Origin of the sequence: Streptococcus salivarius (genome assembly GCF_000785515.1) — a bacterium.
Lineage (GTDB): Bacteria > Bacillota > Bacilli > Lactobacillales > Streptococcaceae > Streptococcus > Streptococcus salivarius.
Map to the genome: position 1 here is coordinate 941,956 of NZ_CP009913.1, position 25,667 is coordinate 967,622.

At 41.2% G+C, this 25,667-nt stretch carries 13 protein-coding genes; 12 read left to right on the forward strand and 1 reads right to left on the reverse strand.

Features of this window, described 5'->3' with window-relative positions; all coding sequences use genetic code 11:
- Positions 1 to 33 precede the first annotated feature (33 nt).
- Positions 34 to 969: a dihydroorotate oxidase gene (locus SSAL8618_RS04675; protein WP_038675839.1), complete on the reverse strand. Its 936-nt coding sequence runs from the start codon at positions 967 to 969 to the stop codon at positions 34 to 36.
- Positions 970 to 1,224: 255 nt separating this feature from the next.
- Between SSAL8618_RS04675 and SSAL8618_RS04680 the strand changes: the two genes are divergently transcribed.
- The 12 genes from SSAL8618_RS04680 (at position 1,225) to SSAL8618_RS04735 (ending at position 25,532) form a co-directional block, all read left to right on the forward strand.
- Positions 1,225 to 1,917: a phosphoglycerate mutase gene (locus tag SSAL8618_RS04680; protein WP_002884137.1), complete on the forward strand. Its 693-nt coding sequence runs from the start codon at positions 1,225 to 1,227 to the stop codon at positions 1,915 to 1,917.
- A gap of 348 nt (positions 1,918 to 2,265) precedes the next feature.
- Positions 2,266 to 3,822 (forward strand): 2-isopropylmalate synthase, encoded by a 1,557-nt coding sequence (locus SSAL8618_RS04685; RefSeq protein ID WP_004182645.1) that lies wholly within the window; start codon positions 2,266 to 2,268, stop codon positions 3,820 to 3,822.
- Between the two features lie 18 nt (positions 3,823 to 3,840).
- Positions 3,841 to 4,878 (forward strand): 3-isopropylmalate dehydrogenase, encoded by a 1,038-nt coding sequence (gene leuB, locus SSAL8618_RS04690; protein WP_037610968.1) that lies wholly within the window; start codon positions 3,841 to 3,843, stop codon positions 4,876 to 4,878.
- Positions 4,879 to 4,882: 4 nt separating this feature from the next.
- The gene (locus SSAL8618_RS04695) at positions 4,883 to 5,164 is read left to right on the forward strand and encodes a DUF1294 domain-containing protein (protein WP_022496500.1); all 282 of its coding nucleotides are present in this window, start codon (positions 4,883 to 4,885) and stop codon (positions 5,162 to 5,164) included.
- A 30-nt stretch (positions 5,165 to 5,194) separates the two neighbouring features.
- Complete coding sequence (gene leuC, locus SSAL8618_RS04700) at positions 5,195 to 6,586, forward strand: 3-isopropylmalate dehydratase large subunit (RefSeq protein WP_022496499.1); 1,392 nt, start codon at positions 5,195 to 5,197, stop codon at positions 6,584 to 6,586.
- An 11-nt stretch (positions 6,587 to 6,597) separates the two neighbouring features.
- Positions 6,598 to 7,188 carry a 3-isopropylmalate dehydratase small subunit gene (leuD, locus tag SSAL8618_RS04705; protein WP_002884116.1) on the forward strand — a complete coding sequence of 197 codons (591 nt, stop codon included), beginning with the start codon at positions 6,598 to 6,600 and terminating at the stop codon, positions 7,186 to 7,188.
- A gap of 214 nt (positions 7,189 to 7,402) precedes the next feature.
- Complete coding sequence (locus SSAL8618_RS04710) at positions 7,403 to 10,513, forward strand: DNA polymerase III subunit alpha (RefSeq protein WP_038675841.1); 3,111 nt, start codon at positions 7,403 to 7,405, stop codon at positions 10,511 to 10,513.
- Between the two features lie 91 nt (positions 10,514 to 10,604).
- Positions 10,605 to 11,624 carry a 6-phosphofructokinase gene (gene pfkA, locus SSAL8618_RS04715; protein WP_038675844.1) on the forward strand — a complete coding sequence of 340 codons (1,020 nt, stop codon included), beginning with the start codon at positions 10,605 to 10,607 and terminating at the stop codon, positions 11,622 to 11,624.
- A 70-nt stretch (positions 11,625 to 11,694) separates the two neighbouring features.
- Positions 11,695 to 13,197: a pyruvate kinase gene (gene pyk / locus SSAL8618_RS04720; protein WP_002884118.1), complete on the forward strand. Its 1,503-nt coding sequence runs from the start codon at positions 11,695 to 11,697 to the stop codon at positions 13,195 to 13,197.
- Between the two features lie 742 nt (positions 13,198 to 13,939).
- On the forward strand, positions 13,940 to 21,976 hold the full coding sequence (locus tag SSAL8618_RS04725; protein WP_223896490.1) for a CshA/CshB family fibrillar adhesin-related protein: 8,037 nt from the start codon (positions 13,940 to 13,942) through the stop codon (positions 21,974 to 21,976).
- A complete protein-coding gene (locus SSAL8618_RS10810) occupies positions 21,892 to 25,125 on the forward strand; it encodes an LPXTG cell wall anchor domain-containing protein (RefSeq protein WP_373369063.1) in 3,234 nt (1,077 codons plus the stop codon). The genes SSAL8618_RS04725 and SSAL8618_RS10810 overlap by 85 nt, the downstream gene beginning before the upstream one ends.
- 185 nt (positions 25,126 to 25,310) lie before the next feature.
- Positions 25,311 to 25,532 (forward strand): DUF4649 family protein, encoded by a 222-nt coding sequence (locus SSAL8618_RS04735; protein ID WP_002890796.1) that lies wholly within the window; start codon positions 25,311 to 25,313, stop codon positions 25,530 to 25,532.
- Positions 25,533 to 25,667: the final 135 nt, after the last annotated feature.

Below are 25,667 nucleotides of genomic sequence, written 5' to 3' on the forward strand. Positions count from 1 at the left end.
AGTTTGGAAGACCTTCCAAACTTTTTTTGTAGACTAGTCAATGTAGTGAAGTTTTCCTCGGAAGTCTTCAAGAGTTTCGTAACCTTTTTCTTCCATGATTTCTTTAAGTTCTTTAGTAATACGGTCAAAAACAGCGACACCTTCTTTTTGAAGGGCAGTACCTACTTGTACCATACTTGCACCACAAAGGATGTGTTCAAAGGCATCACGACCAGATTTGACACCACCAGTACCAATAATTTGGATTTCAGGTTTCAGACGTTGGTAGAAAGCGTGAACGTTTGCCAAGGCAGTAGGTTTGATGTAGTCACCACCGATACCACCAAAACCATTCTTAGGTTTGATGACAACAGACTCATCTTCGATGTAAAGGCCGTTACCAATTGAGTTCACACAGTTAACAAAGACAAGTGGAAATTGGTTGAACACTGCAGCAGCCTGGTCAAAGTGCACAATATCAAAGTATGGTGGTAATTTCACACCAAGAGGTTTTGTAAAGTAAGAGAAGACTTCAGTAAGGATCTCGGTTGTTGTTTCAAAATCGTAAGCGATTTGAGGTTTTCCTGGAACGTTAGGACATGAAAGGTTGAGTTCAACCAGCCCCTCGTAGTCGCTATCTTGAACTTTTTTAAGAATAGTATGCGTTTCCTCAGGTGAGAGACCAACAAGTGAAAGAAAATGATTTTTTGTATTGGGTTGCTTTTGCAATTCAATGACATAGTCAAGGTAGTATTCAAAACCGTTATTTGGCAATCCCATTGAGTTGATTGACCCAAGAGGGACATTCACATAACGTGGTTCAGGATTACCAGGGCGGGCCTCAAGTGTCCCAGTTTTTGTGACAAATGAACCTGCAGCTGAAGCCTCAACCTCTGCCAATTCTTCCTTAGTCATACAATGAACACCAGCAGCATTCATAAGACAGTTAGCAAATGTAAACTGACCAACTTTTGTAGCAGTAGAAACCATAAGATCCTCCTTAAAGATCACAAAGCAAAATGTTACTATTTCATCTCATTTTAGCATGAAAAGAGGCCTAAAACAAGGAAATATTGGACGAGCTAAAGCATTCAAAACGAAATTCTGATACCGTCTCTTTTTGCCAAGACAAGAAGCAATAGAATTTTACAGAATTTTTTGGATTTTGCTAGCTTTTTCAAGGTTTTTTGGGTAGAATAGATAGAGTAAATGGGTATAACCCAAAATAAAAAGGAGACATAACTAATGGTAAAATTGGTTTTCGCTCGCCACGGTGAGTCTGAATGGAACAAAGCTAACCTTTTCACAGGTTGGGCTGACGTAGATCTTTCTGAAAAAGGTACTCAACAAGCTATCGACGCTGGTAAATTGATCAAAGAAGCTGGTATCGAATTTGACCAAGCATACACTTCAGTATTGAAACGTGCGATCAAAACAACTAACTTGGCTCTTGAAGCATCTGACCAACTTTGGGTTCCAGTTGAAAAATCATGGCGCTTGAACGAACGTCACTACGGTGGTTTGACTGGTAAAAACAAAGCAGAAGCTGCTGAACAATTTGGTGATGAGCAAGTTCACATTTGGCGTCGTTCATACGATGTATTGCCTCCAGCAATGGATCGTGATGATGAGCACTCAGCACACACTGACCGTCGTTACGCTTCACTTGACGACTCAGTAATTCCAGATGCTGAAAACTTGAAAGTTACTTTGGAACGTGCCCTTCCATTCTGGGAAGATAAAATCGCTCCAGCTCTTAAAGATGGTAAAAACGTATTCGTAGGTGCACACGGTAACTCAATCCGTGCCCTCGTTAAACACATCAAACAATTGTCAGACGACGAAATCATGGATGTTGAAATTCCAAACTTCCCACCATTGGTATTCGAATTTGACGAAAAATTGAACGTTGTTAACGAATACTATCTCGGAAAATAAGCTGAGATAAGTAGTTATCATTAACAATAAAAAAAGTTGACTTCGGTCAGCTTTTTTTCTTTTACTGAAAATAAATGTAAATTATGGTCAGAAAAGTCAGTCAATTCAGTAATTTTTCCTTGACTTTCAAGTTGGAAAGATGTATCATATTAACCAAGATACATCGAAAGGAAATGAGTCAAATGACATTCGCAACTACAACTGTTTTGCTATTGCGTAATGAGGGCTAGTGCAAAAGCATTAGTCCTGTTTGGCTTACCAAGCGGGAGGTAAAAACATCTCGCTTGGGTTTCCGAGTGAGATGTTTTTTTACTACTATCGTTTTTACTTTTAGAAAGAGGATTGTCTATGCGTAAAGTTGAATTTTTTGATACAAGTCTTCGTGATGGGGAACAAACACCAGGTGTTAACTTTTCAATCAAAGAAAAAGTTGCCATTGCTAAGCAACTTGAAAAATGGGGAATTTCTGTAATCGAAGCAGGTTTCCCTGCAGCTAGCCCAGATTCATTTGAGGCAGTAAAACAAATTGCGGAAGCTATGACAACAACTTCTGTTACTGGTTTGGCTCGTTCAGTAAAATCTGATATTGATGCTTGTTATGAGGCTTTGAAAGATGCTAAGTATCCACAAATTCATGTCTTTATCGCAACAAGTCCGATTCATCGTGAGTTTAAATTGAAGAAATCAAAAGAAGAAATTCTTGAAGCTGTAAAAGAACATGTGTCATATGCACGTTCAAAATTTGAAGTTGTTGAGTTTTCTCCTGAAGATGCTACTCGTACTGAGCTTGATTTCTTGACTGAAGTTGTTCAAACAGCAGTTGATGCTGGTGCCTCATATATTAATATTCCTGATACAGTTGGCTTTACGACTCCAGAAGAGTTTGCACGTATTTTTGATCACTTGACTGAAAATATTAAATCAGATCATAAAGTTGTCTTTGGTGTTCACTGCCACGATGACCTTGGTATGGCAACTGCAAATACTTTGACAGCAATTAAACATGGTGCTGGACGTGTTCAGGGAACAGTCAATGGTATTGGTGAGCGTGCGGGTAATGTTGCTCTTGAAGAAGTAGCTGTTGCTTTGAAAATTCGTGAAGACTTCTTCCAAGCAACAAGTGATATTGTTCTTAATGAAACAATGAATACTTCAGAGCTTGTTTCTCGCTTCTCTGGAATTCCTGTTCCTAAAAATAAAGCTGTTGTTGGTGGAAATGCCTTCTCTCATGAATCAGGTATCCACCAAGATGGTGTTCTTAAGAACCCACAAACTTATGAAATCTTCACACCAGAATTGGTAGGTGTGAAGAGTAACAGTCTTCCTCTTGGTAAATTGTCAGGACGTCATGCCTTTGTTGAAAAATTGAAAGAACTTGAGCTTGACTTTGTTGAAGAAGATATCAAACCACTCTTTGCCAAATTTAAAGTCTTGGCTGGGAAAAAACATGATATCACAGATGCAGACATTCGTGCACTTGTTGCTGGTACTAGTGTAGATAATCCAGAAGGTTTCCACTTCGAAGATCTTCGCTTGACTACTAATGCTGATGAAACAATCACTGCTACAGTAAGCTTGGCTAATGAAGACGGTGAATCTGTAGAATTTTTGGCCAATGGTCAAGGGTCAGTTGAAGCTATCTTCAATGCTATTGACAAATTCTTCAACCAAACAGTTCGCTTGACTTCTTATAATATTGACGCTGTAACTGATGGTATTGATGCGCAAGCGCGTGTACTTGTAACTGTTGAAAATGTAGATACAGATACTATTTTCAATGCATCTGGTTTGGACTTTGATGTCTTGAAAGCATCAGCAATTGCCTATATCAATGCTAATACATTGGTTCAAAAAGAAAATGCCGGTGAGATGGCACGTAAGGTTTCTTATCGTGACCTTCCATAAGCCAAAGAGGAGTTAAACATGACAAAGAAAATCGTAACACTTTCAGGTGATGGAATTGGACCTGAGATTATGGCAGCGGGTCTTGAAGTTCTTGAAAAAGTAGCTTCAAAAATTGGATTTGATTATGACATCGATGCCAAACCATTTGGTGGTGCTGGTATTGATGCTGAAGGTCATCCACTTCCTAAGTCAACTTTGGATGCTGCTAAATCAGCAGATGCTATCCTCTTGGCTGCAATTGGTGGACCAAAATATGACAATGCGCCAGTTCGTCCTGAACAAGGACTTTTGGCCATTCGTAAAGAGCTAAATCTCTTTGCTAATATCCGTCCTGTCCGCATCTTTGATGCTTTGAAACACTTGTCACCTCTTAAACCAGAGCGTATCGAGGGCGTAGATTTTGTCGTTGTTCGTGAGCTTACAGGTGGGATTTACTTTGGTGAGCATATTATCGAAGAAGATAAGGCTCGTGATATCAATGATTATTCAGCAGATGAGATTCGTCGTATCATGCGTCGTGCTTTCAAGATTGCCCAAGGTCGTGGCAAAAAGGTCACTAGCATTGATAAACAAAATGTTTTGGCAACTTCTAAATTGTGGCGTAAGATTGCTGATGAAGTTTCTTTGGAGTTTCCAGATGTAACTCTTGAACACCAACTCGTTGATAGTGCCGCAATGATTATGATTACCAACCCAGCTCGTTTTGATGTGGTTGTGACAGAAAATCTTTTTGGAGATATCTTGTCTGATGAATCAAGTGTCCTTCCAGGAACTTTAGGCGTTATGCCATCTGCCAGTCATTCTGAAAATGGTCCTAGTCTTTATGAACCTATCCATGGTTCAGCACCAGACATTGCCGGTCAAGGTATTGCCAACCCAATTTCAATGATTTTATCAGTAGCTATGATGTTGCGTGAAAGTTTCAATGAAACTGAAGGGGCTGAATTGATTGAAAATGCTGTTGATAAGACCTTGAACCAAGGCATCTTGACACGTGATTTGGGTGGTCAGGCTTCGACTGCTGAAATGACAGCAGCTATTATTAGCAATCTCTAAACTCATGACACTAAAACTAGTGTTACTCAGTGTTTTGTTGGTATGGAATCTCCTTGTTTTATGTGCTTATGGACTTGATAAAAGCAAGGCTATTCGACATAAGAGACGGATTTCTGAGAAGGCATTATTATTGCAGACTCTGATTTTCGGTGGTATTGGTGCTTTTCTAGGTGGAAAACTTTTTAGACATAAAATTAACAAATGGTATTTTAAGCTATGTTGGCTTATGGGAATTGTTATTGATGTCGTTATTTTATACCTTATTCTAACAAGACTTTCGGATTAGCTAATCCTTAGATTATATTTGGAGTATTTTATGAGCGGAAAATCAATTTTTGATAAACTTTGGGAACGCCACGTCGTTACTGGAAACGAGGGCGAACCACAATTGATGTATGTGGATCAGCATTATATTCACGAGGTTACAAGTCCACAGGCCTTTCAAGGACTTCGTGATGCTGGACGTAAAGTTCGTCGCCCAGATCTAACTTTTGGTACGACAGACCACAACGTTCCTACAGTTGATATTTTTAACATTCGTGACCTTATTTCTAAAAACCAAATTGATACTTTGGCGAAAAACGTCGAAGAATTTGGTATTGATGCGGCTACCCACGGTACTGCTCGTCAGGGGATTGTCCATATGGTTGGTCCTGAAACAGGTCGTAGTCAACCCGGAAAATTTGTAGTTTGTGGGGATAGTCATACGGCTACGCACGGTGCCTTTGGTGCCATTGCCTTTGGTATTGGTACATCTGAGGTGGAACATGTCTTTGCGACACAATGTTTGTGGCAAGTAAAACCTAAGAAAATGAAGGTTGAATTTGTTGGTAAACCACAGCCAGGTGTTTATTCAAAAGACTTTATTCTTGCACTTATTGCACGCTATGGCGTTGATGCTGGTGTAGGATACGCGGTTGAATATTGTGGTGAAGCTATTGATGCCCTTTCAATGGATGAACGCATGACTATCTGTAACATGTCTATTGAATTTGGTGCTAAGATGGGTCTTATGAATCCAGACCAAAAAACTTATGATTATGTTGAAGGGCGTCCTTGCGCACCTAAGGGTGAGAAGTTTGAAGAAGCAGTAGCTGACTGGAAAACCTTGGTCTCAGATCCAGATGCTGAATACGATAAAGTAATCACTATTGATGTTTCAGAATTGGCACCTATGGTTACATGGGGAACTAACCCTGAAATGGGTGTTGAGTTTGATCAACCATTCCCAGAAATCAAAGACTTTAATGATGAACGTGCTTACGAGTATATGGATGTTAAGCCTGGCGAATATGCTAAAGATATCGATCTTGGCTATGTCTTTATTGGTTCTTGTACTAACGCACGTCTTAGCGACCTTGAGTTAGCTGCTAAATTCGTTAAAGGAAAACATATCGCACCAACATTGACAGCTATTGTTGTTCCAGGTTCACGTCCAGTTAAGAAAGAAGCTGAACGTCTTGGTTTGGATAAAATTTTCTTGGATGCAGGATTTGAATGGCGTGATCCAGGTTGCTCAATGTGTCTTGGTATGAACCCAGACCATGTTCCAGAAGGCGTTCACTGTGCATCTACAAGTAACCGTAACTTTGAGGGACGTCAAGGATATGGAGCTCGTACTCACCTTTGTAGTCCAGCAATGGCAGCAGCTGCGGCAATCGCTGGTAAATTTGTAGATGTACGCTATATGCCAGAAGTTCAAGCATAAGGGAGAAGATAATGGAAAAATTTACCGTCTATACAGGGAAATCAGTACCTTTGATGAATGATAACATCGATACGGACCAACTCATTCCCAAACAATTCTTGAAAGCTGTTGATAAAAAAGGCTTCGGTAAGAATTTGATGTTTGAATGGCGTTATCTTAATGATGACTACGAAGAAAATCCTGATTTCGTCTTCAATAAACCTGAGTATCGCGATGCGACTATTTTGGTTACTGGTGATAACTTTGGTTCAGGATCATCTCGTGAACACGCTGCGTGGGCATTGGAAGACTATGGTTTCCGCTGTGTTATCGCTGGATCATTTTCAGATATCCACTATAACAACGAATTGAAGAATGGTATGTTGCCAATCGTTCAACCCCTGGAAGTACGTCAAAAATTGGCTGCTCTTCCTGCAGGTGAGGAAATCACGATTGACCTTCCAAACCAAGTCATTAAATCTTCAGCAGGAGAGTTTCCATTTGATATCGATCATGAGTGGAAACGTAAATTGGTTGAAGGGCTTGACGATATTGGAATCACTCTTCAATATGAAGATTTGATTGCTGCCTATGAAAAACAACGCCCATCATATTGGCAATAAGGGACTAAGTTGTTTTTCTAAACTTTGATATTCAATCTTGCTATCAGAAGCAATGATGTGTTAGTAAAAAAATAATGATCACTTAAAAGAATGGGATAAGGACAATGTCTAAAATGTTGTTCTATCTCATTCTTTTTGTTTGAAACAGTTAATATGGTAGAGGCGTTTTTACTAGTAGCGTATGCTATAATAGAAAGATAGAAAGGAGGCCTTCATGTTTGCACAATTGGATACAAAATCCGTCTATAGTTTCATGGATAGTGTCGTAGATTTGAACAGCTACGTTGCGCGTGCCAAAGAGCTTGGCTATCAAGCCCTTGGTTTGATGGATCGTGACAATCTCTATGCTGCTTATCATTTTGCCCAGCTTGCAAGTAGAAACGGTTTACGTCCTTTGATTGGTATGGAAGCTAATCTATTTTACGAGGGAAGAAAAATTCCTTTTCGTCTATTAGCAAAAAATAATCAGGGCTATAAAAATTTGATGAAGTTGGCAACAGAGCTTTCCTCAGGACAACGTGAACTTACAGCTTTTTCGGACTATCTGAATGCTATTGCCCTCATCCTTCCGAGTGAAGACTGGGAGTCAGGGATGACACTTGGTTCAGAGGTTTTCATTGGGGTAAGGCCAGAAGATGCTGGCAAAGAGTTTGATTATCCTGTGGTTCCCTTACATACAGTGCGTTACTTTGAGAATTCAGACCGCTCGACGATTCAGATGTTGCATGCCATCTCACAAAATGTTTCCTTGTCAGAGGCCTCTATTTGTCCTATGAATCAGCTACTTTTCTCGCCTCAAGAAATGGAAAGTGCCTATAGCGATATTCCAGAGGCTTTGAACAATTTGGAGCAACTTGTTTCAGACATTACTTATCAATTTGATACAGATTTGAAGCTTCCACGTTTTAATCGAGATATGCCTGCTGTTGACCAATTACGTCAATTAGCTCAATCTGGATTGGAGTCTAAAAAGTTAACATCACCAGTTTATCAGGAACGTTTAGACAAAGAATTGTCTATCATTCATCAGATGGGCTTTGATGATTATTTCTTGATTGTCTGGGACTTGTTACGCTTTGGGCGTAGCCGTGGTTATTATATGGGAATGGGACGTGGATCTGCTGCAGGAAGCTTGGTGGCCTATGTTCTTGACATTACTGGAATTGATCCCGTTAAAAATGACTTGCTTTTCGAGCGTTTCCTAAATGAAGAGCGTTATAGCATGCCTGATATTGATATCGACTTGCCTGATATCTATCGAAGCGAGTTTCTTCATTATGTTAGGGACCGTTATGGTAGTAAGCACTCTGCTCAGATTGTTACCTTTTCAACCTTTGGAGCCAAGCAGGCTATTCGAGATGTTTTTAAACGTTTTGGTGCTAAGGAATTTGAACTGTCCCAACTAAGTAAAAAGATTTCTTTTCGTGATAACTTGACCTCTGTCTATGAGAAGAATATGTCATTCAGACAGCTGATTAATCAGAGACAGGAATTTCAGAGGGCATTTGAAATTGCTAAGGCTATTGAAGGCCAGCCAAGACAAACCTCAATTCATGCTGCCGGTATAGTGATGAGTGATGATGACCTGACTAATCATATTCCTCTAAAAGCTGGTGAGGATATGATGGTTACTCAGTACGATGCCTCCGCAGTTGAGGCCAATGGCTTGCTTAAGATGGATTTCTTGGGTCTCCGTAATTTGACCTTTGTTCAAAAAATGAAGGAGAAGCTTGAAGAAGAGCAGGGCATCACTATTGATATCAAATCCATTGACTTGGAAGATCCACAGACCCTAGCACTTTTTGCCAGTGGTAAGACAAAGGGGATTTTTCAGTTTGAGCAGGCGGGTGCCATAAACCTCCTTAAACGAATTAAACCTGCTAAGTTCGAAGAAGTCGTAGCGACAACCTCTCTTAACCGTCCTGGAGCCAGCGATTATACAGATAATTTCATTGCTCGTAAGTATGGTAAGGAAAAAGTAGATCTGATTGATCCAGTAGTTGCACCAATCCTTGAGCCTACTTATGGCATCATGCTCTATCAGGAGCAGGTTATGCAGATTGCCCAAGTATTTGCGGGCTTTACACTTGGAAAAGCCGATTTGCTTCGTCGAGCGATGTCTAAAAAAGATGCCAATGAAATGTCCAAGATGTCCGAACAATTCATGGAAGGAAGTCGTCAGTTAGGACGTGACCCACAGATTGCTGAAAGACTCTTTAGTATGATGGCTAAGTTTGCGGGTTATGGCTTTAATAGAAGTCATGCCTATGCCTACTCAGCTTTGGCCTTTCAGTTAGCCTATTTCAAAACGCACTACCCACAGATATTCTATGACGTTATGTTGAATTATTCGTCTAGTGATTACATTAAGGATGCAATTGAAAATGGCTTCTCCCTAGCTAGACTCGATATTAATAGGATTCCCTATCTGGACAAGATTTCAGATGGCAAGATCGTATTAGGCCTTAAGACTATCAAAGGCTTGCCAAGAGATTTTTCCCTTTGGATTATTGAGGATCGCAAACAAAATGGCAAATACATTTCTATAGAAGACTTTTTGACACGTATTCCTAGTAAATATCAGAAAGTCGATATTTTGACACCTCTTATTCAAATTGGTTTGTTTGATATTTTTGAACCAAACCGTCAGAAAATCATTGGCAATTTAAACAACCTCTTTACTTTTGTCAATGAGTTAGGAAGTTTGTTTGCAGAGTCCTCTTATTCTTGGGTTGATTATGAAGACTATAGCCAGACGGATCGTTATAATTTAGAACAGGAGTTACTAGGAGTTGGGCTTAGTCCTCATCCTTTACACCTAGCTCAAAAAATGGCCTCTCGTCCCTATCAACCAATTTCTGATTTGACGGTTAATACTAAGGCGACGGTTTTGGTTCAGCTAGAGTCCGTTCGAATTATCAGAACTAAAAAAGGTGATCAGATGGCCTTTCTGAACGTAACTGATGGGATCAATAAACTTGATGTTACTCTATTCCCAGAAACTTATTTCTATCATAAGGATAAATTAAGTGAAGGTGGTCTCTTTTATCTTGATGGGCGGACCCAGGAGCGTGATGGACGCATTCAGTTAATTTTGTCCAACATGGAGGAAGCTAGTACGGAGCGTTTCTGGATTTTACTTGAGAATCATGATCAGGACTTAGACGTTTCTCAAATCTTAGCTAAGTATCCTGGAAACATCCCTGTCATTATTCGTTATCAAGGAAGTAAGGAAACCATCGTTAGTCAAAGATATAGAGTATCCAAGAACGAGGAACTTAATCAGGAATTAGCACCTTATGTGTTGAAAACGGTTTTACGATAAAAAAACAATAAATCTTTTCAAATTTAAAGCCATTTAGAATTCTTTATGTTATAATGAAAATGTTAAATATATAAAAGGAGTATCAGGAATAATGAAACGTATTGCTGTTTTGACTAGTGGTGGAGATGCCCCTGGTATGAACGCTGCCGCTCGCGCAGTTGTTCTCAAAGCAATTTCTGAAGGAATTGAAGTATTCGGCATTAACCGTGGATACGCTGGTATGGTTGAAGGAGATATCTTCCAACTTGATGCCAAAGGCGTAGACAACATCCTCAGCCGTGGTGGTACTTTCCTTCAGTCTGCTCGCTATCCTGAGTTTGCCCAACTTGAGGGTCAACTTAAAGGTATTGAGCAACTTAAAAAACATGGAATCGAAGGTGTAGTAGTTATTGGTGGAGATGGTTCTTACCATGGTGCTATGCGTTTGACTGAACATGGTTTCCCAGCTGTTGGTCTTCCAGGAACTATCGATAACGATATCGTTGGTACAGACTATACAATTGGTTTTGATACTGCTGTTGCAACTGCAACAGAAGCTATCGATAAAATTCAAGACACTGCTTTCAGTCACGGACGTACTTTTGTCGTTGAAGTTATGGGACGTCACGCTGGTGATATCGCTCTTTGGGCTGGTATCGCTTCTGGTGCAGACCAAATTATCGTACCTGAAGAAGAGTACGACATCAACGAAGTTGTCCGTAAAGTTAAAGAAGGTTACGAATCAGGTGTTAAAACTCACCACGTAATCGTACTTGCTGAAGGTGTTATGGGTGCTGAAGAATTTGCAGCTAAAATGAAAGAAGCTGGAGATACTTCAGATCTTCGTGCAACAAACATTGGACACGTGGTTCGTGGTGGTTCGCCAACTGCGCGTGACCGTGTTCTTGCTTCATGGATGGGTGCACATGCGGTTGACCTCCTTAAACAAGGTATTGGTGGTGTAGCTGTTGGTATCCACAATGAACAGCTTGTTGAAAGCCCAATCCTTGGTACAGCAGAAGAAGGCGCTTTGTTCAGTCTTACTGAAGACGGTAAAATTATCGTCAACAATCCACACAAAGCTCGTCTTGACTTTGCAGACCTTAACCGTTCATTGTCTAACTTGAGCTAATCTCAGTTACTTAAATTATTGTTAATCCGTCGCTAAGGCGACAAAAAATATAAGGGAGTTTTTATTTATCATGAATAAACGTGTAAAAATCGTTGCAACACTTGGTCCTGCGGTTGAAATCCGTGGCGGCAAAAAATTTGGTGAAGATGGTTACTGGGGTGAAAAACTTGACCGTGAAGCATCTGCTAAAAACATTGCTCAATTGATCAAGGAAGGTGCCAACGTTTTCCGTTTCAACTTCTCACATGGTGACCACGCTGAACAAGGTGAACGTATGGATGTCGTTCGTATGGCAGAAGACCTTGCTGGTCAAAAAGTAGGTTTCCTTCTTGATACAAAAGGACCTGAGATGCGTACTGAATTGTTCGAAGGTGATGCTAAAGAGTATGCATACAAAACTGGTGAACAAATTCGTGTTGCTACTAAACAAGGTATCAAATCAACTCGCGACGTTATCGCTTTGAACGTTGCAGGTGCACTTGACGTTTTTGACGATGTAGAAGTTGGTAAACAAGTTCTTATCGATGATGGTAAACTTGGTCTTCGTGTTGTAGACAAAGATGCTGAAAAACGTGAATTCATCGTTGAAGTTGAAAATGATGGTATCATCGCTAAACAAAAAGGTGTAAACATCCCTTACACTAAAATTCCTTTCCCAGCACTTGCTGAACGTGATAACGCTGATATCCGTTTTGGTCTTGAACAAGGTCTTAACTTTATCGCTATCTCATTCGTACGTACTGCAAAAGACGTACAAGAAGTTCGTGCTATCTGTGAAGAAACTGGTAACGGTCATGTTCAATTGTTGGCTAAAATCGAAAACCAACAAGGTATCGATAACATCGATGAAATCATCGAAGCTGCTGACGGTATCATGATCGCTCGTGGTGACATGGGTATCGAAGTACCATTCGAAATGGTTCCAGTTTACCAAAAAATGATCATCACTAAAGTAAACGCTGCTGGTAAAGTTGTTGTTACAGCTACTAACATGCTTGAAACAATGACAGAAAAACCACGTGCAACTCGTTCTGAAGTATCTGACGTATTTAACGCAGTTATCGATGGTACAGATGCTACAATGCTTTCTGGTGAGTCTGCAAATGGTAAATACCCAGTTGAATCAGTTCGTACAATGGCTACAATTGATAAAAACGCTCAAACTCTTCTTAAAGAGTATGGTCGTCTTGATTCATCAACATTTGACCGTTCAACTAAGACTGAAGTAGTTGCATCTGCAGTTAAAGATGCTACTAACTCAATGGATATCAAACTTATTGTTGCTCTTACTGAATCAGGTAACACTGCTCGTTTGATTTCTAAATACCGTCCAGAAGCTGATATCTTGGCTGTAACATTCGATGAAATTACTCAAAAATCATTGATGCTTAACTGGGGTGTTATTCCAGTAGTTACTGAAAAACCAAGCTCAACTGATGATATGTTTGATGTTGCTGAAAAAGTTGCATTGGAATCAGGTCTTGTAGAATCTGGTGACAACATTGTTATCGTTGCTGGTGTTCCAGTAGGTACAGGTGGTACAAACACTATGCGTATCCGCACAGTAAAATAATTTAAGTAGTACTTAAATAGAAGGAAGATCCTTGGGGTCTTCTTTTTTTTGCTCTATAATCTTTTTAGTGGTTTAGCTATTGAAGAAATTATGGAGCTATTTTTCGTAGGTAGGTAAATCAATCGGATAATAATAAGAAATGAAGAAGTGGCGAATTTAATATTTATTACATTTGGCATTTTAAATAGCTTTAGTCCTAAATGTCGTATAAAACGAGAATCTGTGTCATAGGACCTAGAAGATTTTTAGAGAAGAGGGAAAATATCTTTTCTAAGAAATACTGTTTTCTTGAAAACTACGAGTTACAGAAAGGCGCTAAATAGGCTTTTAAACCATAGTTAGTACGATTGTGAACCATATTTTCTAGGTAGACTTCTTAAATAACTATCTATTTATATTTAAATAATGACTTATTAATTTAAAATATCTAATAAATTGTTAATTCTGAAAATCGATTTTTGAAAAAAATGAAATCATAAGTTTCTTTTTACTGACAATTCTAAAAGTATATAATTATAAAATTATTAATTGAAATTTTTATAAAAATAGTGATATCTATAATCATTCTACTGTTTACATGATTATTTTTAAGTGAACCTTATAAAAAAATTGAAAATAAGAGCATTTCTTTTCACAAATATTAGGAATTTTGTTAAAATATTTAACGATTAGTATTTTTAAATACTTTTAATCTCATTGAGGGGTGAGATACTTAATAGTATAAGTGTGGAGGATTACCAAAGTGGGTAAAGATTTATTTAATGATCGTATAAGTCGATTTTCGATTCGTAAGCTGAATGTAGGGGTTTGCTCCGTTCTTCTTGGAACTCTGGTTATGGTTGGTACTGCTAGTCAAGTATCTGCCGATGAAACAGCTAACCAAGTCCAAGCAGGAGATGTAGCTAGCACTACTGCTACAGTGAGTGATGAGACATCTTCTCAGAATGCTGTTGCTACTCAAGCTTCGACGGAAGTCGCAAATCTCTTATCAAGTTATGAGACTAATAGTCAGTCTCAAACCGTTTCAAATGCTAGCGCAGCTACTTCTGAAACGTCTACAACACAAGCTTCTAGTGAGACAACATCTCAAGCAGCTTCGTCAACGTCAGCAAGTACTGCAGCATCTACCACTAGTGTTGCTGGCTCTACAAGTGTAGGCAATACTACGGGAGTTTCAACGACAGCCTCTGTTACATCAGCATCATCTGAGACACCTGCTTCAGAAACAGCATCTGAAGCACAAGGTGTGGACGTTCAAGCAGAAGCTTCTACAACGAATGCTCTTTCAAGTGGTGCCGAAGCATCTGCTGTAGAGCAACCTGTTGTAACAGCAGAAACTTCTGGTCGACGTCGTACACGTCGTGCAATCGGTGACCCTAATGACGAAAGCTTGATTGGGGATGATGTTGAAGATGCAACTTCAACTCCAAAAGTTGAAAAACCTGGCTTTACAACAAATGTTGATGCCAAATCTATGGCTAGCCAAATCTCATGGTTGGACTTTGGAGATGTAGCTAACTGGACAGGAACTACTACAGTATTAGTTCCTAAAAGTGAAGTTAAACCAACTGAGAACTTAGAAGAAAAATTGGCTCTTCAAGTTGGGTCTACCTATACCAAGGAAATCATGCCTGGTTATGTAGTTACTGTAAAAGTCAAATCTTTGAAACCTTTCCAAGCGACTGAAATCTATAAGAAACGGATGGAAAATCAAGGGGCTACAGAAGCTGAAAAAGCAACCTATGATCCAAATGCAAAAAATGGTTATGTAAGTGGAGTCACTTCAAATGCTGCTAAGCAAGCTTTTAACAATGGTGAAGAGGCCAAAATCGTCGCTGATGCCCAAAATAATTGGACTGAAATCAGATTTGAGAATATTGATACGAAAACCAAGAAGACTACCATAAGTTCAGCTTTGAATGGTGGAAATATTGGAGTTCAGTTTGAAATCTCTGCAACCTTCCGTGGTAAGACAGTTAAGCCAGCTATTGTTATGGCTGATGGGGAGTCTGCTAACCCAGGTGAATTAGTTATGTTTACTACCAATGGAGAAGGTTGGCAGCATATTGGAGAATGGAAAAAGTTTACCAGACCAACTACTTCTGTAACATATTCACCACAAGATACTGAAAATCTTTTTGGACCTAATCCTAAATTTAATAATACCAACTTAAACCAACTTCGTAGATCTACTCAAGTTGGACCAGAAAAGAAACCAGTAGCTTGGAAGTATTTTGGAAATCCTGACAAAGTTACAGGTGGTCTAGGAACCGGTATCTTTGGACCAAACATTTCTGAAGGTAATTATACTGTTCCAATCGTTATGACGCGTGGTGCCTCTGAAGTTGGACTTTATGTCGCTTCAGGTGGTAAACAGTCAGCAATGCTAGGATTCTTCCCAATTGATGAAGGGGACGCTCCTGAGTCATACGGAAAAGCTATGCATACCATTGCAACTGTAGATGGTATAACTGGTGCTAAAGTAAATCAACCATATATTGGTAATGTGAGCCCAGATATGGATGAGAATACTGTTCTTGACTGGTTCGGTGATGATAAGGCAACTACGGCCGATGAAGGAATTGACCAATTGCTTCCAGATGAGCTTAAAGGTACAACCAATGAGATGATCAAGATGGATCGTACACGCCCAGGTAACTACAAGCTGTCAATAGAAGCCCATACAGATGGAGCTTCAGAAGCTTATATCTACGGTTGGATAGACTTTAACCAAAATGGTACCTTTGATGAAGATGAACGCTCTGATCTTGCAAGAATCACAAATGACGGTACAGTTGAGTTGACTTTTGCAAATAGCAAGACTTATATCGACCCTAGCGTTAAAGAACTAGGTGCTCGTGTTCGTATTGCCAAGAAAGCTAACGAGATTGAGAGCCCAACTGGTATGGCCCTCTCAGGGGAAGTGGAAGACTTCAGAACTCAAATTACGCACCCACCAAAAGGGGAATTCAAGGAAACAAGTGGTCCTCAAGGGGCGAAGCAAACTGCAACTGTAACCTTTACAGCACGTGGAGAACACAAGTATGAGCTTAATTCTAGTGCCGTTATTGACGAAACGGTAGAACCATACATCGTTGATAAAGATGGCAACCGTGCTACTCTTGATGGGGACGGTTACTATGTCGTTCCAGGACAAGGTAAGTACAAGATTACTGCCAACGGTAAAGATGTCGATGTTGAATTTATTCCTGAAGATAACTTCCTTGGAACAGCTGATGGTATTTCTATCCGTCGTTCAGATAACAACGGTTATGATACTGGTTGGTCAACAAAATTCCCAGATCAAGAACCAAACATTAATGGTCAGTTGAATACCATGGATGGTCAATACGTTCCAACAGTCACTCCAATTGAAATCGAAGGAGTTGACAAAACTTCGACGGATGTTCAAGGGGCGACTCAAAAAGAAACTCCGACCTTTAACACAACTGAGACTAACTCAAATGGTGACAAGATTGCAATCACTCCAAGTGCAGAATATCCTGCTAAGTTGGTGGATCCTGCCACAGGTCTCACTACTGATGCGCCATCTGTAACAGTTGAAGGGGAAGGAACTTATACGATTAATCCTTCAACGGGTGAAGTAACCTTCACTCCAGATCCAAGCTTTACTGGTACAGCAAAAGGTGTGGAAGTTACATTGTCAGCGCCAGTTGGTAGAAACAAAGATGGTAAGATCCAACAGGATTACATCAAGACTGCAACAGCTAAGTACACACCAACAGTCACACCAATCACAGTGACTCCTACAGACAAGGTTTCTGCGGATGTTCAAAACGTTCCTCAAACCCAAACACCAACCTTTGATTTGAGTAATGATAAGACTGCTGAAATCACAAGCAAGAAATTGGTGGATCCAGCAACTGGTCAACCAACTGATGAAACAACTGTAACAGTAGCAGGAGAAGGTAGCTATACTATCGACCCAACGACTGGAGCAGTAACATTTACGCCAGAAAAAGACTTTGTTGGTACTGCAAAAGGAGTAACTGTTCAGGCAACAGCTACTATTACAAATGCTAACGGTAAGACTGCAACCATTACTTCAGATGCGACCTACACACCAACTGTTGTAGCTGCTGTTCCAACAGCTCAACCAGCTACATCTAAAGATGTTCAAGGTGCAACGCAAACAGGGACACCAACCTTTGCAGGAACTACTGTCCAAGTAAACGGTGAAGATAAAGCTATTACAATCAAAGATAATAGCTACACGCTTTTGGATAATGATGGCAATGAAGTGACAAGTACACCAGCTTATGCTGCTGATGGTACAACTGAAATCGGTACTTACTCTATCGATTCAGCTACTGGTCAAGTCACTTTCACACCGACTGATAAATCATACACAGGTGTGGTAACTCCAGCCAAGGTTCAAGCGGAAAGTTCAAACGGTATCAAGGTGGATACAACATACACACCTGAAATCGTTCCAGTAACACCGACAGCAACACCAGCTGAAACAGAAGATATCCAAGGTGCAACGCAAACTGGTAAACCTGAATTTAAGGGCGGAACTGTAACAGTAGATGGCGTTGAGAAAACAGTAGCGATTAATGAAGCTGTTCCAGCGACCTTCGATGATGGTTCAACGACTAAGACAGTAGACGGCGTTGGTACTTACACAGTAGCAGCAGACGGAACAGTTACATTCGTACCTGAAAAATCATTCGTTGGAACTGCACCAGCAGTGACGGTTGTTCGTGAAGATAAGAACGGAACCAAAGCTTCTGCGACTTACACACCAACAGTTACACCGGTAACACCAACTGCGACACCAGCTGAAACAACAGGTGTTCAAGGTGCAACCCAATCTGGCAAACCAACCTTCACTGAAGGTAATAACCGTGTACCAATGAATGATGACGTTCCAGCAACCTTCGATGATGGATCTACTTCTAAGACTGTTGATGGCGTTGGTACTTATACAGTAGCTGCAGACGGTACTGTTACATTTGTTCCAGAACCAAGTTTTACAGGAACAGCACCAGCGGTTACAGTCGTTCGTGAAGACAAGAACGGAACAAAAGCTTCAGCGACTTACACACCATCAGTAACACCAATTACAGTGACTCCTACAGACAAGGTTTCTGCGGATATTCAAAACGTTCCTCAAACCCAAACACCAACCTTTGATTTGAGTAATGATAAGACTGCTGAAATCACAAGTAAGAAATTGGTGGATCCAGCAACTGGTCAACCAACTGATGAAACAACAGTGACAGTAGCAGGAGAAGGTAGCTATACTATCGACCCAACGACTGGAGCAGTAACATTTACGCCAGAAAAAGACTTTGTTGGTACTGCAAAAGGAGTAACTGTTCAGGCAACTGCTACTATTACAAATGCTAATGGTAAGACTGCAACCATTACTTCAGATGCGACCTACACACCAACAGTTGTAGCTGCTGTTCCAACAGCTCAACCAGCTACATCTAAAGATATCCAAGGTGCCACTCAAACAGGCACACCAACCTTCTCAGGAACAACTGTTCAAGTGAATGGTGAAGATAAAGCTATTACAATCAAAGATAATAGCTACACGCTTTTGGATAATGATGGCAATGAAGTGACAAGTACACCAGCTTATGCTGCTGATGGTACAACTGAAATCGGTACTTACTCTATCGATTCAGCTACTGGTCAAGTCACTTTCACACCGACTGATAAATCATACACAGGTGTAGTCACACCGGCCAAGGTTCAAGCCGAAAGCTCAAACGGTATCAAGGTGGACACAACTTACACGCCTGAAATCGTACCGGTAACACCGACAGCAACTTCGGCTGAAACAAAAGATATCCAAGGTGCCACTCAAACTGGTAAACCTGAATTCAAGGGTGGAACAGTAACCGTTGATGGCGTTGAGAAAACAGTAGCTATCAATGAAGATGTTCCAGCGACATTTGACGATGGTTCAACGACTAAGACAGTTGACGGCGTTGGTACTTACACAGTAGCAGCCGACGGTACGGTGACATTTGTTCCTGAGAAATCATTTGTCGGAACTGCACCGGCTGTAACGGTTGTTCGTGAAGACAAGAACGGAACCAAAGCCTCTGCGACTTACACCCCAACCGTAACACCAGTTACACCAACAGCAGAAGATACAACATCAACAGGTAAACAAGGTCAAACCCAAACAGGTAAGCCTGAATTTACTGAAGGTGATAGCCGTGTGCCAATGAACGATGACGTTCCAGCTACTTTCGACGATGGTTCAACGACTAAGACAGTTGATGGCGTTGGTACTTACACAGTTGCAGCTGACGGAACAGTAACCTTTGTTCCAGAGAAATCATTCACAGGTAAAGCGCCGGCCGTAACGGTTGTTCGTGAAGATAAGAACGGAACCAAAGCTTCTGCGACTTACACACCAACTGTGACTCCAGTAACTCCTACAGCAACACCAGCAGAATCAACTGGCCCTCAAGGTCTTGTTCAAACTGGAACAGTAACCTTCACTGAAGGTGACCCAGTTGCACCAATTGATAAGGATACCATTACTCTTCTTGATGAAACTGGTCAGCCAGCAGCATCAGTAGAAGCGAAATCACCAGCAGGTGACGTGATCGGTACCTTCACTGTTGATAAAGAAACAGGTGTTGTGACCTTCACACCAACAGATAAATCTTATTCAGGTGATGTTGTCCCAGTTAAGGTTCAAGCAGCTGATACAAATGGTACAACAGTAGAAACAACTTACACCCCTAAGATTACTCCAGTCGTTCCAACTTCTGAAGATGCAACAACGACAGATATCCAAGGTGCCACTCAAACAGGTAAACCAACCTTCACCGAAGGAAATCCAAATGTTCCAATCGATGAAGATACACCAGCTACCTTCGAAGATGGCTCAACTACGAAGACAGTAGATGGTGAAGGAACTTACACCGTTTCTCCAGATGGTACAGTAACTTTCGTCCCAGAAAAATCATTTACTGGAACTGCTTCAGGTGTAACAGTGAAACGTGTGGATAAGAACGGAACTGAAATCACAGCTAAGTACACACCAACAGTAACTCCTGTAACACCGACAGCGACACCAGTTGAAACAACAGGTAAACAAGGTCAAACCCAAACAGGTAAGCCTGAATTTACTGAAGGTGATAGTCGTGTACCAATGAACGATGACGTTCCAGCTACTTTCGACGATGGTTCAACTACGAAGACAGTTGATGGAGTTGGTACATACACAGTAGCAGCAGACGGAACTGTAACTTTTGTTCCAGAGAAATCATTTGTTGGAACTGCACCAGCCGTAACAGTTGTACGTGAAGATAAGAATGGAACCAAAGCCTCTGCAACTTACACACCAACTGTCACTCCAGTAACTCCAACTGCAACACCAGCTGAATCTGAAGCACCTCAAGGTTTGGTTCAAACTGGAACTGTAACCTTTACTGAAGGTGATGAAGTAGCGCCAATTGACAAGAATACCATTACTCTTCTTGATGAAAATGGTCAACCAGCAGCATCAGTAGAAGCGAAATCACCAGCAGGTGACGTGATCGGTACCTTCACTGTTGATAAAGAAACAGGTGTTGTGACCTTCACCCCAACGGATAAATCTTATTCAGGTGATGTTGTCCCAGTTAAGGTTCAAGCAGCTGATACAAATGGTACAATAGTAGAAACAACTTACACACCTAAGATTACTCCAGTCGTTCCAACTTCTGAAGATGCAACAACGACAGATATCCAAGGTGCCACTCAAACAGGTAAACCAACCTTCACCGAAGGAAACCCAAATGTTCCAATCGATGAAGATACTCCAGCTACCTTCGAAGATGGCTCAACTACGAAGACTGTCGATGGTGAAGGAACTTACACCGTTTCTCCAGATGGAACAGTAACCTTCGTTCCTGAAAAATCATTCACTGGAACTGCTACAGGCGTAACAGTGAAACGCGTGGATAAGAACGGTACTGAAATTACAGCGAAGTATACACCAACAGTAACTCCAGTAACTCCAACTGCAACACCAGTTGAAACTACAGATATCCAAGGTGCTACACAAACAGGTAAGCCAGTATTTACAGAAGGCGATAGCCGTGTGCCAATGAACGATGATGTTCCAGCAACATTTGACGATGGCTCAACTACGAAGACTGTAGATGGTGTTGGTACATACACAGTAGCAGCAGACGGTACAGTAACCTTTGTACCAGAAAAATCATTCGTCGGAACTGCACCAGCCGTGACAGTTGTCCGTGAAGACATGAACGGAACAAAAGCGTCTGCGACTTATACACCGACCGTAACACCAGTTACACCAACTGCAGAAGATACAACATCTACTGACAAACAAGGTCAAACGCAAACAGGTACACCAACCTTCACACCAGGTAATCCAAATGTTCCAATGGATGATGATACACCTGCAACATTTGAAGATGGCTCAACTACGAAGACCATTCCAGGTGAAGGAACTTACACTGTTGCTCCAGACGGAACCGTAACCTTTGTACCAGAAAAATCATTCACAGGAGAAGGTTCAGGCGTAACGGTTAAACGTGTCGATAAGAACGGTACTCCAGTTACTGCTAAGTACACACCAACTGTGACACCAGTAACTCCAACAGCAACTCCAGCTGAATCAGAAGCCCCTCAAGGTGTGGTTCAAACTGGAACTGTAACCTTCACTGAAGGTTACAGTTCCAGTTTGAACCAATCGACAAGGATACCATTACTCTCCTTGACGAAAATGGTCAGCCAGCAGCATCAGTTGATGCGAAATCACCAGCAGGTGATGTGATCGGTACCTTCACTGTTGATAAAGAAACAGGTGTTGTAATCTTCACACCAACGGATAAATCTTACTCAGGTGATGTTGTTCCAGTTAAGGTTCAAGGTAAAGATACGAACGGAACGGTTGCTGAGACAACTTACACACCTAAGATCACTCCTGTTGTACCAACTGCTGATCCTGCAACATCTACAGACATCCAAGGTCAAACTCAAACAGGTACCCCAAGCTTCACACCTGGTAACCCTGCAATCCCAATGGATGATGATACACCTGCAACCTTTGACGATGGCTCAACTACGAAGACAATTCCAGGAGAAGGAACTTACACAGTCGCTCCGAACGGAACTGTAACCTTCGTACCAGAAAAATCATTTACAGGAGAAGGTACAGGCGTAACGGTTAAACGTGTTGATAAGAACGGTACTCCAGTTACAGCAACTTATACACCAACAGTAACTCCAGTTACACCAACTGCTGAACCAACAACATCAACAGGTAAACAAGGTCAAACTCAAACAGGTAAGCCTGAATTTACTGAAGGTGACAGCCGTGTACCAATGAACGATGATGTTCCAGCAACCTTCGAAGATGGCACAACGACTAAGACAGTTGACGGTGTCGGTACATACACAGTAGCAGCGGACGGAACTGTAACCTTTGTTCCAGAAAAATCATTCGTCGGAACTGCACCAGCAGTGACTGTTGTTCGTGAAGATGTAAATGGTACTAAGGCTTCAGCGACTTACACACCAACCGTAACTTCAGTCACACCGACTGCAACACCGGCAGAATCAACAGGACCTCAAGGAGTAGTTCAGACGGGAACTGTAACCTTTACTGAGGGTGATTCAGTTGCTCCAATTGACAAAGATACTATTACCCTTCTTGATGAAAATGGCCAACCAGCAGCGGCGGTGTTTGCGAAATCACCAGCGGGCAATATTATTGGTACCTTCACAGTTGATAAAGACACAGGTGTCGTAACCTTCACACCAACGGATAAATCTTATTCAGGTGAGGTTGTCCCAGTTAAAGTTCAAGCAGCTGATACAAATGGAACAACAGTAGAAACAACATACACACCTAAGATTACTCCAGTCGTTCCAACATCTGAAGATGCGACATCAACAGATATCCAAGGTGCAACACAAACAGGTAAACCAAGCTTCACCGAAGGAAATCCAAATGTTCCAATCGATGAAGATACTCCAGCTACTTTCGAAGATGGCTCAACGACTAAGACAGTAGATGGTGAAGGAACATACACTGTTTCTCCAGATGGAACCGTAACTTTCGTTCCAGAAAAATCATTCACTGGAACTGCTTCAGGCGTAACGGTTAAACGTGTTGATAAGAACGGTACTGAGATCACAGCTAAGTACACACCAACTGTGACACCAGTAACTCCAACTGCAAAACCAGCTGAATCAACAGATATCCAAGGTGCTACACAAACTGGTAAGCCTGAATTTACTGAAGGTGACAGCCGTGTGCCTATGAACGATGACGTTCCAGCGACATTTGATGATGGCTCAACTACCAAGACAGTAGAAGGCGTTGGTACTTACACAGTAGCAGCTGATGGAACAGTAACCTTTGTACCAGAAAAATCATTTACTGGAACTGCACCAGCAGTCACAGTCGTTCGTAAAGACATGAACGGCACTAAAGCCTCTGCGACATACATACCAACTGTTACACCAGTCACACCGACTGCAACTCCAGCAGTATCTACTGACATCCAGGGTGCAACACAAACTGGTAAACCTGTATTCACCGAAGGTGATAGCCGTGTGCCAATGAACGATGACGTTCCAGCAACATTTGACGATGGTTCAACAACTAAGACAGTAGAAGGCGTTGGTACTTATACAGTAGCAGTAGACGGAACAGTTACATTCGTACCTGAGAAATCATTCGTTGGTGAAGCTCCAGCAGTGACAGTTGTTCGTGAAGATGTGAACGGAACCAAAGCCTCAGCAACTTACACGCCAACCGTAACTCCTGTGACTCCAACAGGTGAACCTGCAACATCTACAGACATCCAAGGTCAAACGCAAACAGGTAAACCAAGCTTCACGCCTGGTAACCCAAGTGTCCCAATGGATGATGACGTTCCAGCGACATTTGAGGATGGTTCAACAACGAAAGTTATCCCAGGTGAAGGAACTTACACAGTTGCTTCAGACGGAACAGTAACCTTCGTTCCAGAAAAAGCATTCACAGGAACAGGTACAGGCGTGACTGTGAAACGTGTTGATAAGAACGGTACAGCTATTACAGCTACCTATACACCAACCGTTACACCAGTAACACCAACTGCAGAATCAGTTACTTCAATTGGTAATAAGGGTCAAACGCAAACAGGTAAGCCAAGCTTTACTGAAGGCGATAGCCGTGTACCAATGAATAACCAAGTTCCAGCAACATTTGACGATGGTTCAACGACCAAGACTATTTCAGGTGTTGGTACCTACACAGTAGCAGCAGATGGAACTGTAACCTTCACTCCAGAACCTGAATTTACAGGAACTGCACCAGCAGTCACAGTGGTTCGTGAAGATGTGAACGGAACTAAAGCTTCAGCTACCTACACACCAACTGTCCTTCCAATCACTAAGTTTGTCGATAAAGAAGGTAAGGAAATCCCAGGATATCCTACAGTTGATGGTGAGCAACCAAAAGCTGACATTCCAGGTTACCGCTTTGTAGAAACTAAGAAATTGCCAAATGGTGATATCGAACATGTCTACGAGCAAGTAACGACATCATATGTTGATGAAAATGGTAAGCCAATTCCAGGCTACCCAACCGAAGATGGCCAACAACCGAAGAAAGACATCCCAGGTTATGAATTTGTGAAGACAGTTGTAGATGAAAATGGTAATACTCAACACATCTACAAACAAATTGTGACTCCAACACCAGTACCGGATACAACTCCGACACCAGAGCCACAGCCAGCTCCACAAACAGAAGAGCCTAAGGCTCCGGTCCTTCCAGAAACGAAAGAAGAAGCACGCTTTATCAATCCAACTGATAAGACAGCTCAACTTCCAGAAACTGGTAGCGAGGATTCAGACCTTGCAATCGTCGGTTTGGCGAGTCTTCTAGCAGGATTTGGACTCTTTGCCGGAAAACGACGTAAACAGTAAAATGATTTAACAGTCGTTTAGGATATTAAGAATCCAGAATCCAATCAAAATAGACCTCATGGTATTTGCCATGGGGTCTATTTGTATGGCCCAGACTGCGAGTTTTTTTAAGTCGTCATGATTGACTTTGCTCTCTAGGAAGCGTAATCTAGACCTTAGTTAAAGGATTATAAGGAGGTCCCTCGATGATTGAAGTAACTTATTTAAATACCGCCAAGCAAGAAAAACACACTTCCTTTGAAGATTACAATGAATTTGTTAGGGCACAGCAAGCTTGTTGGATTGCCTTACCAGATTCAACGCCAGTCACTAAGGTGACAATAAACGGACATGATATTGGCTACAAGGGACAATATGGTGACCTTTACTTTTATATTATGAAGTTAGACTTGGCACAATATCAGTAATAATAAGGGAAAAGAATCAGACATCGTGTTCTGGTTCTTTTTTTTAATCAGGGTAATTTTTATAAATTAAGAATATTGCTAATTGACTGAAAATGACTTACAATAGAAAGGAAGAATTTATAGAAGGAGACACAT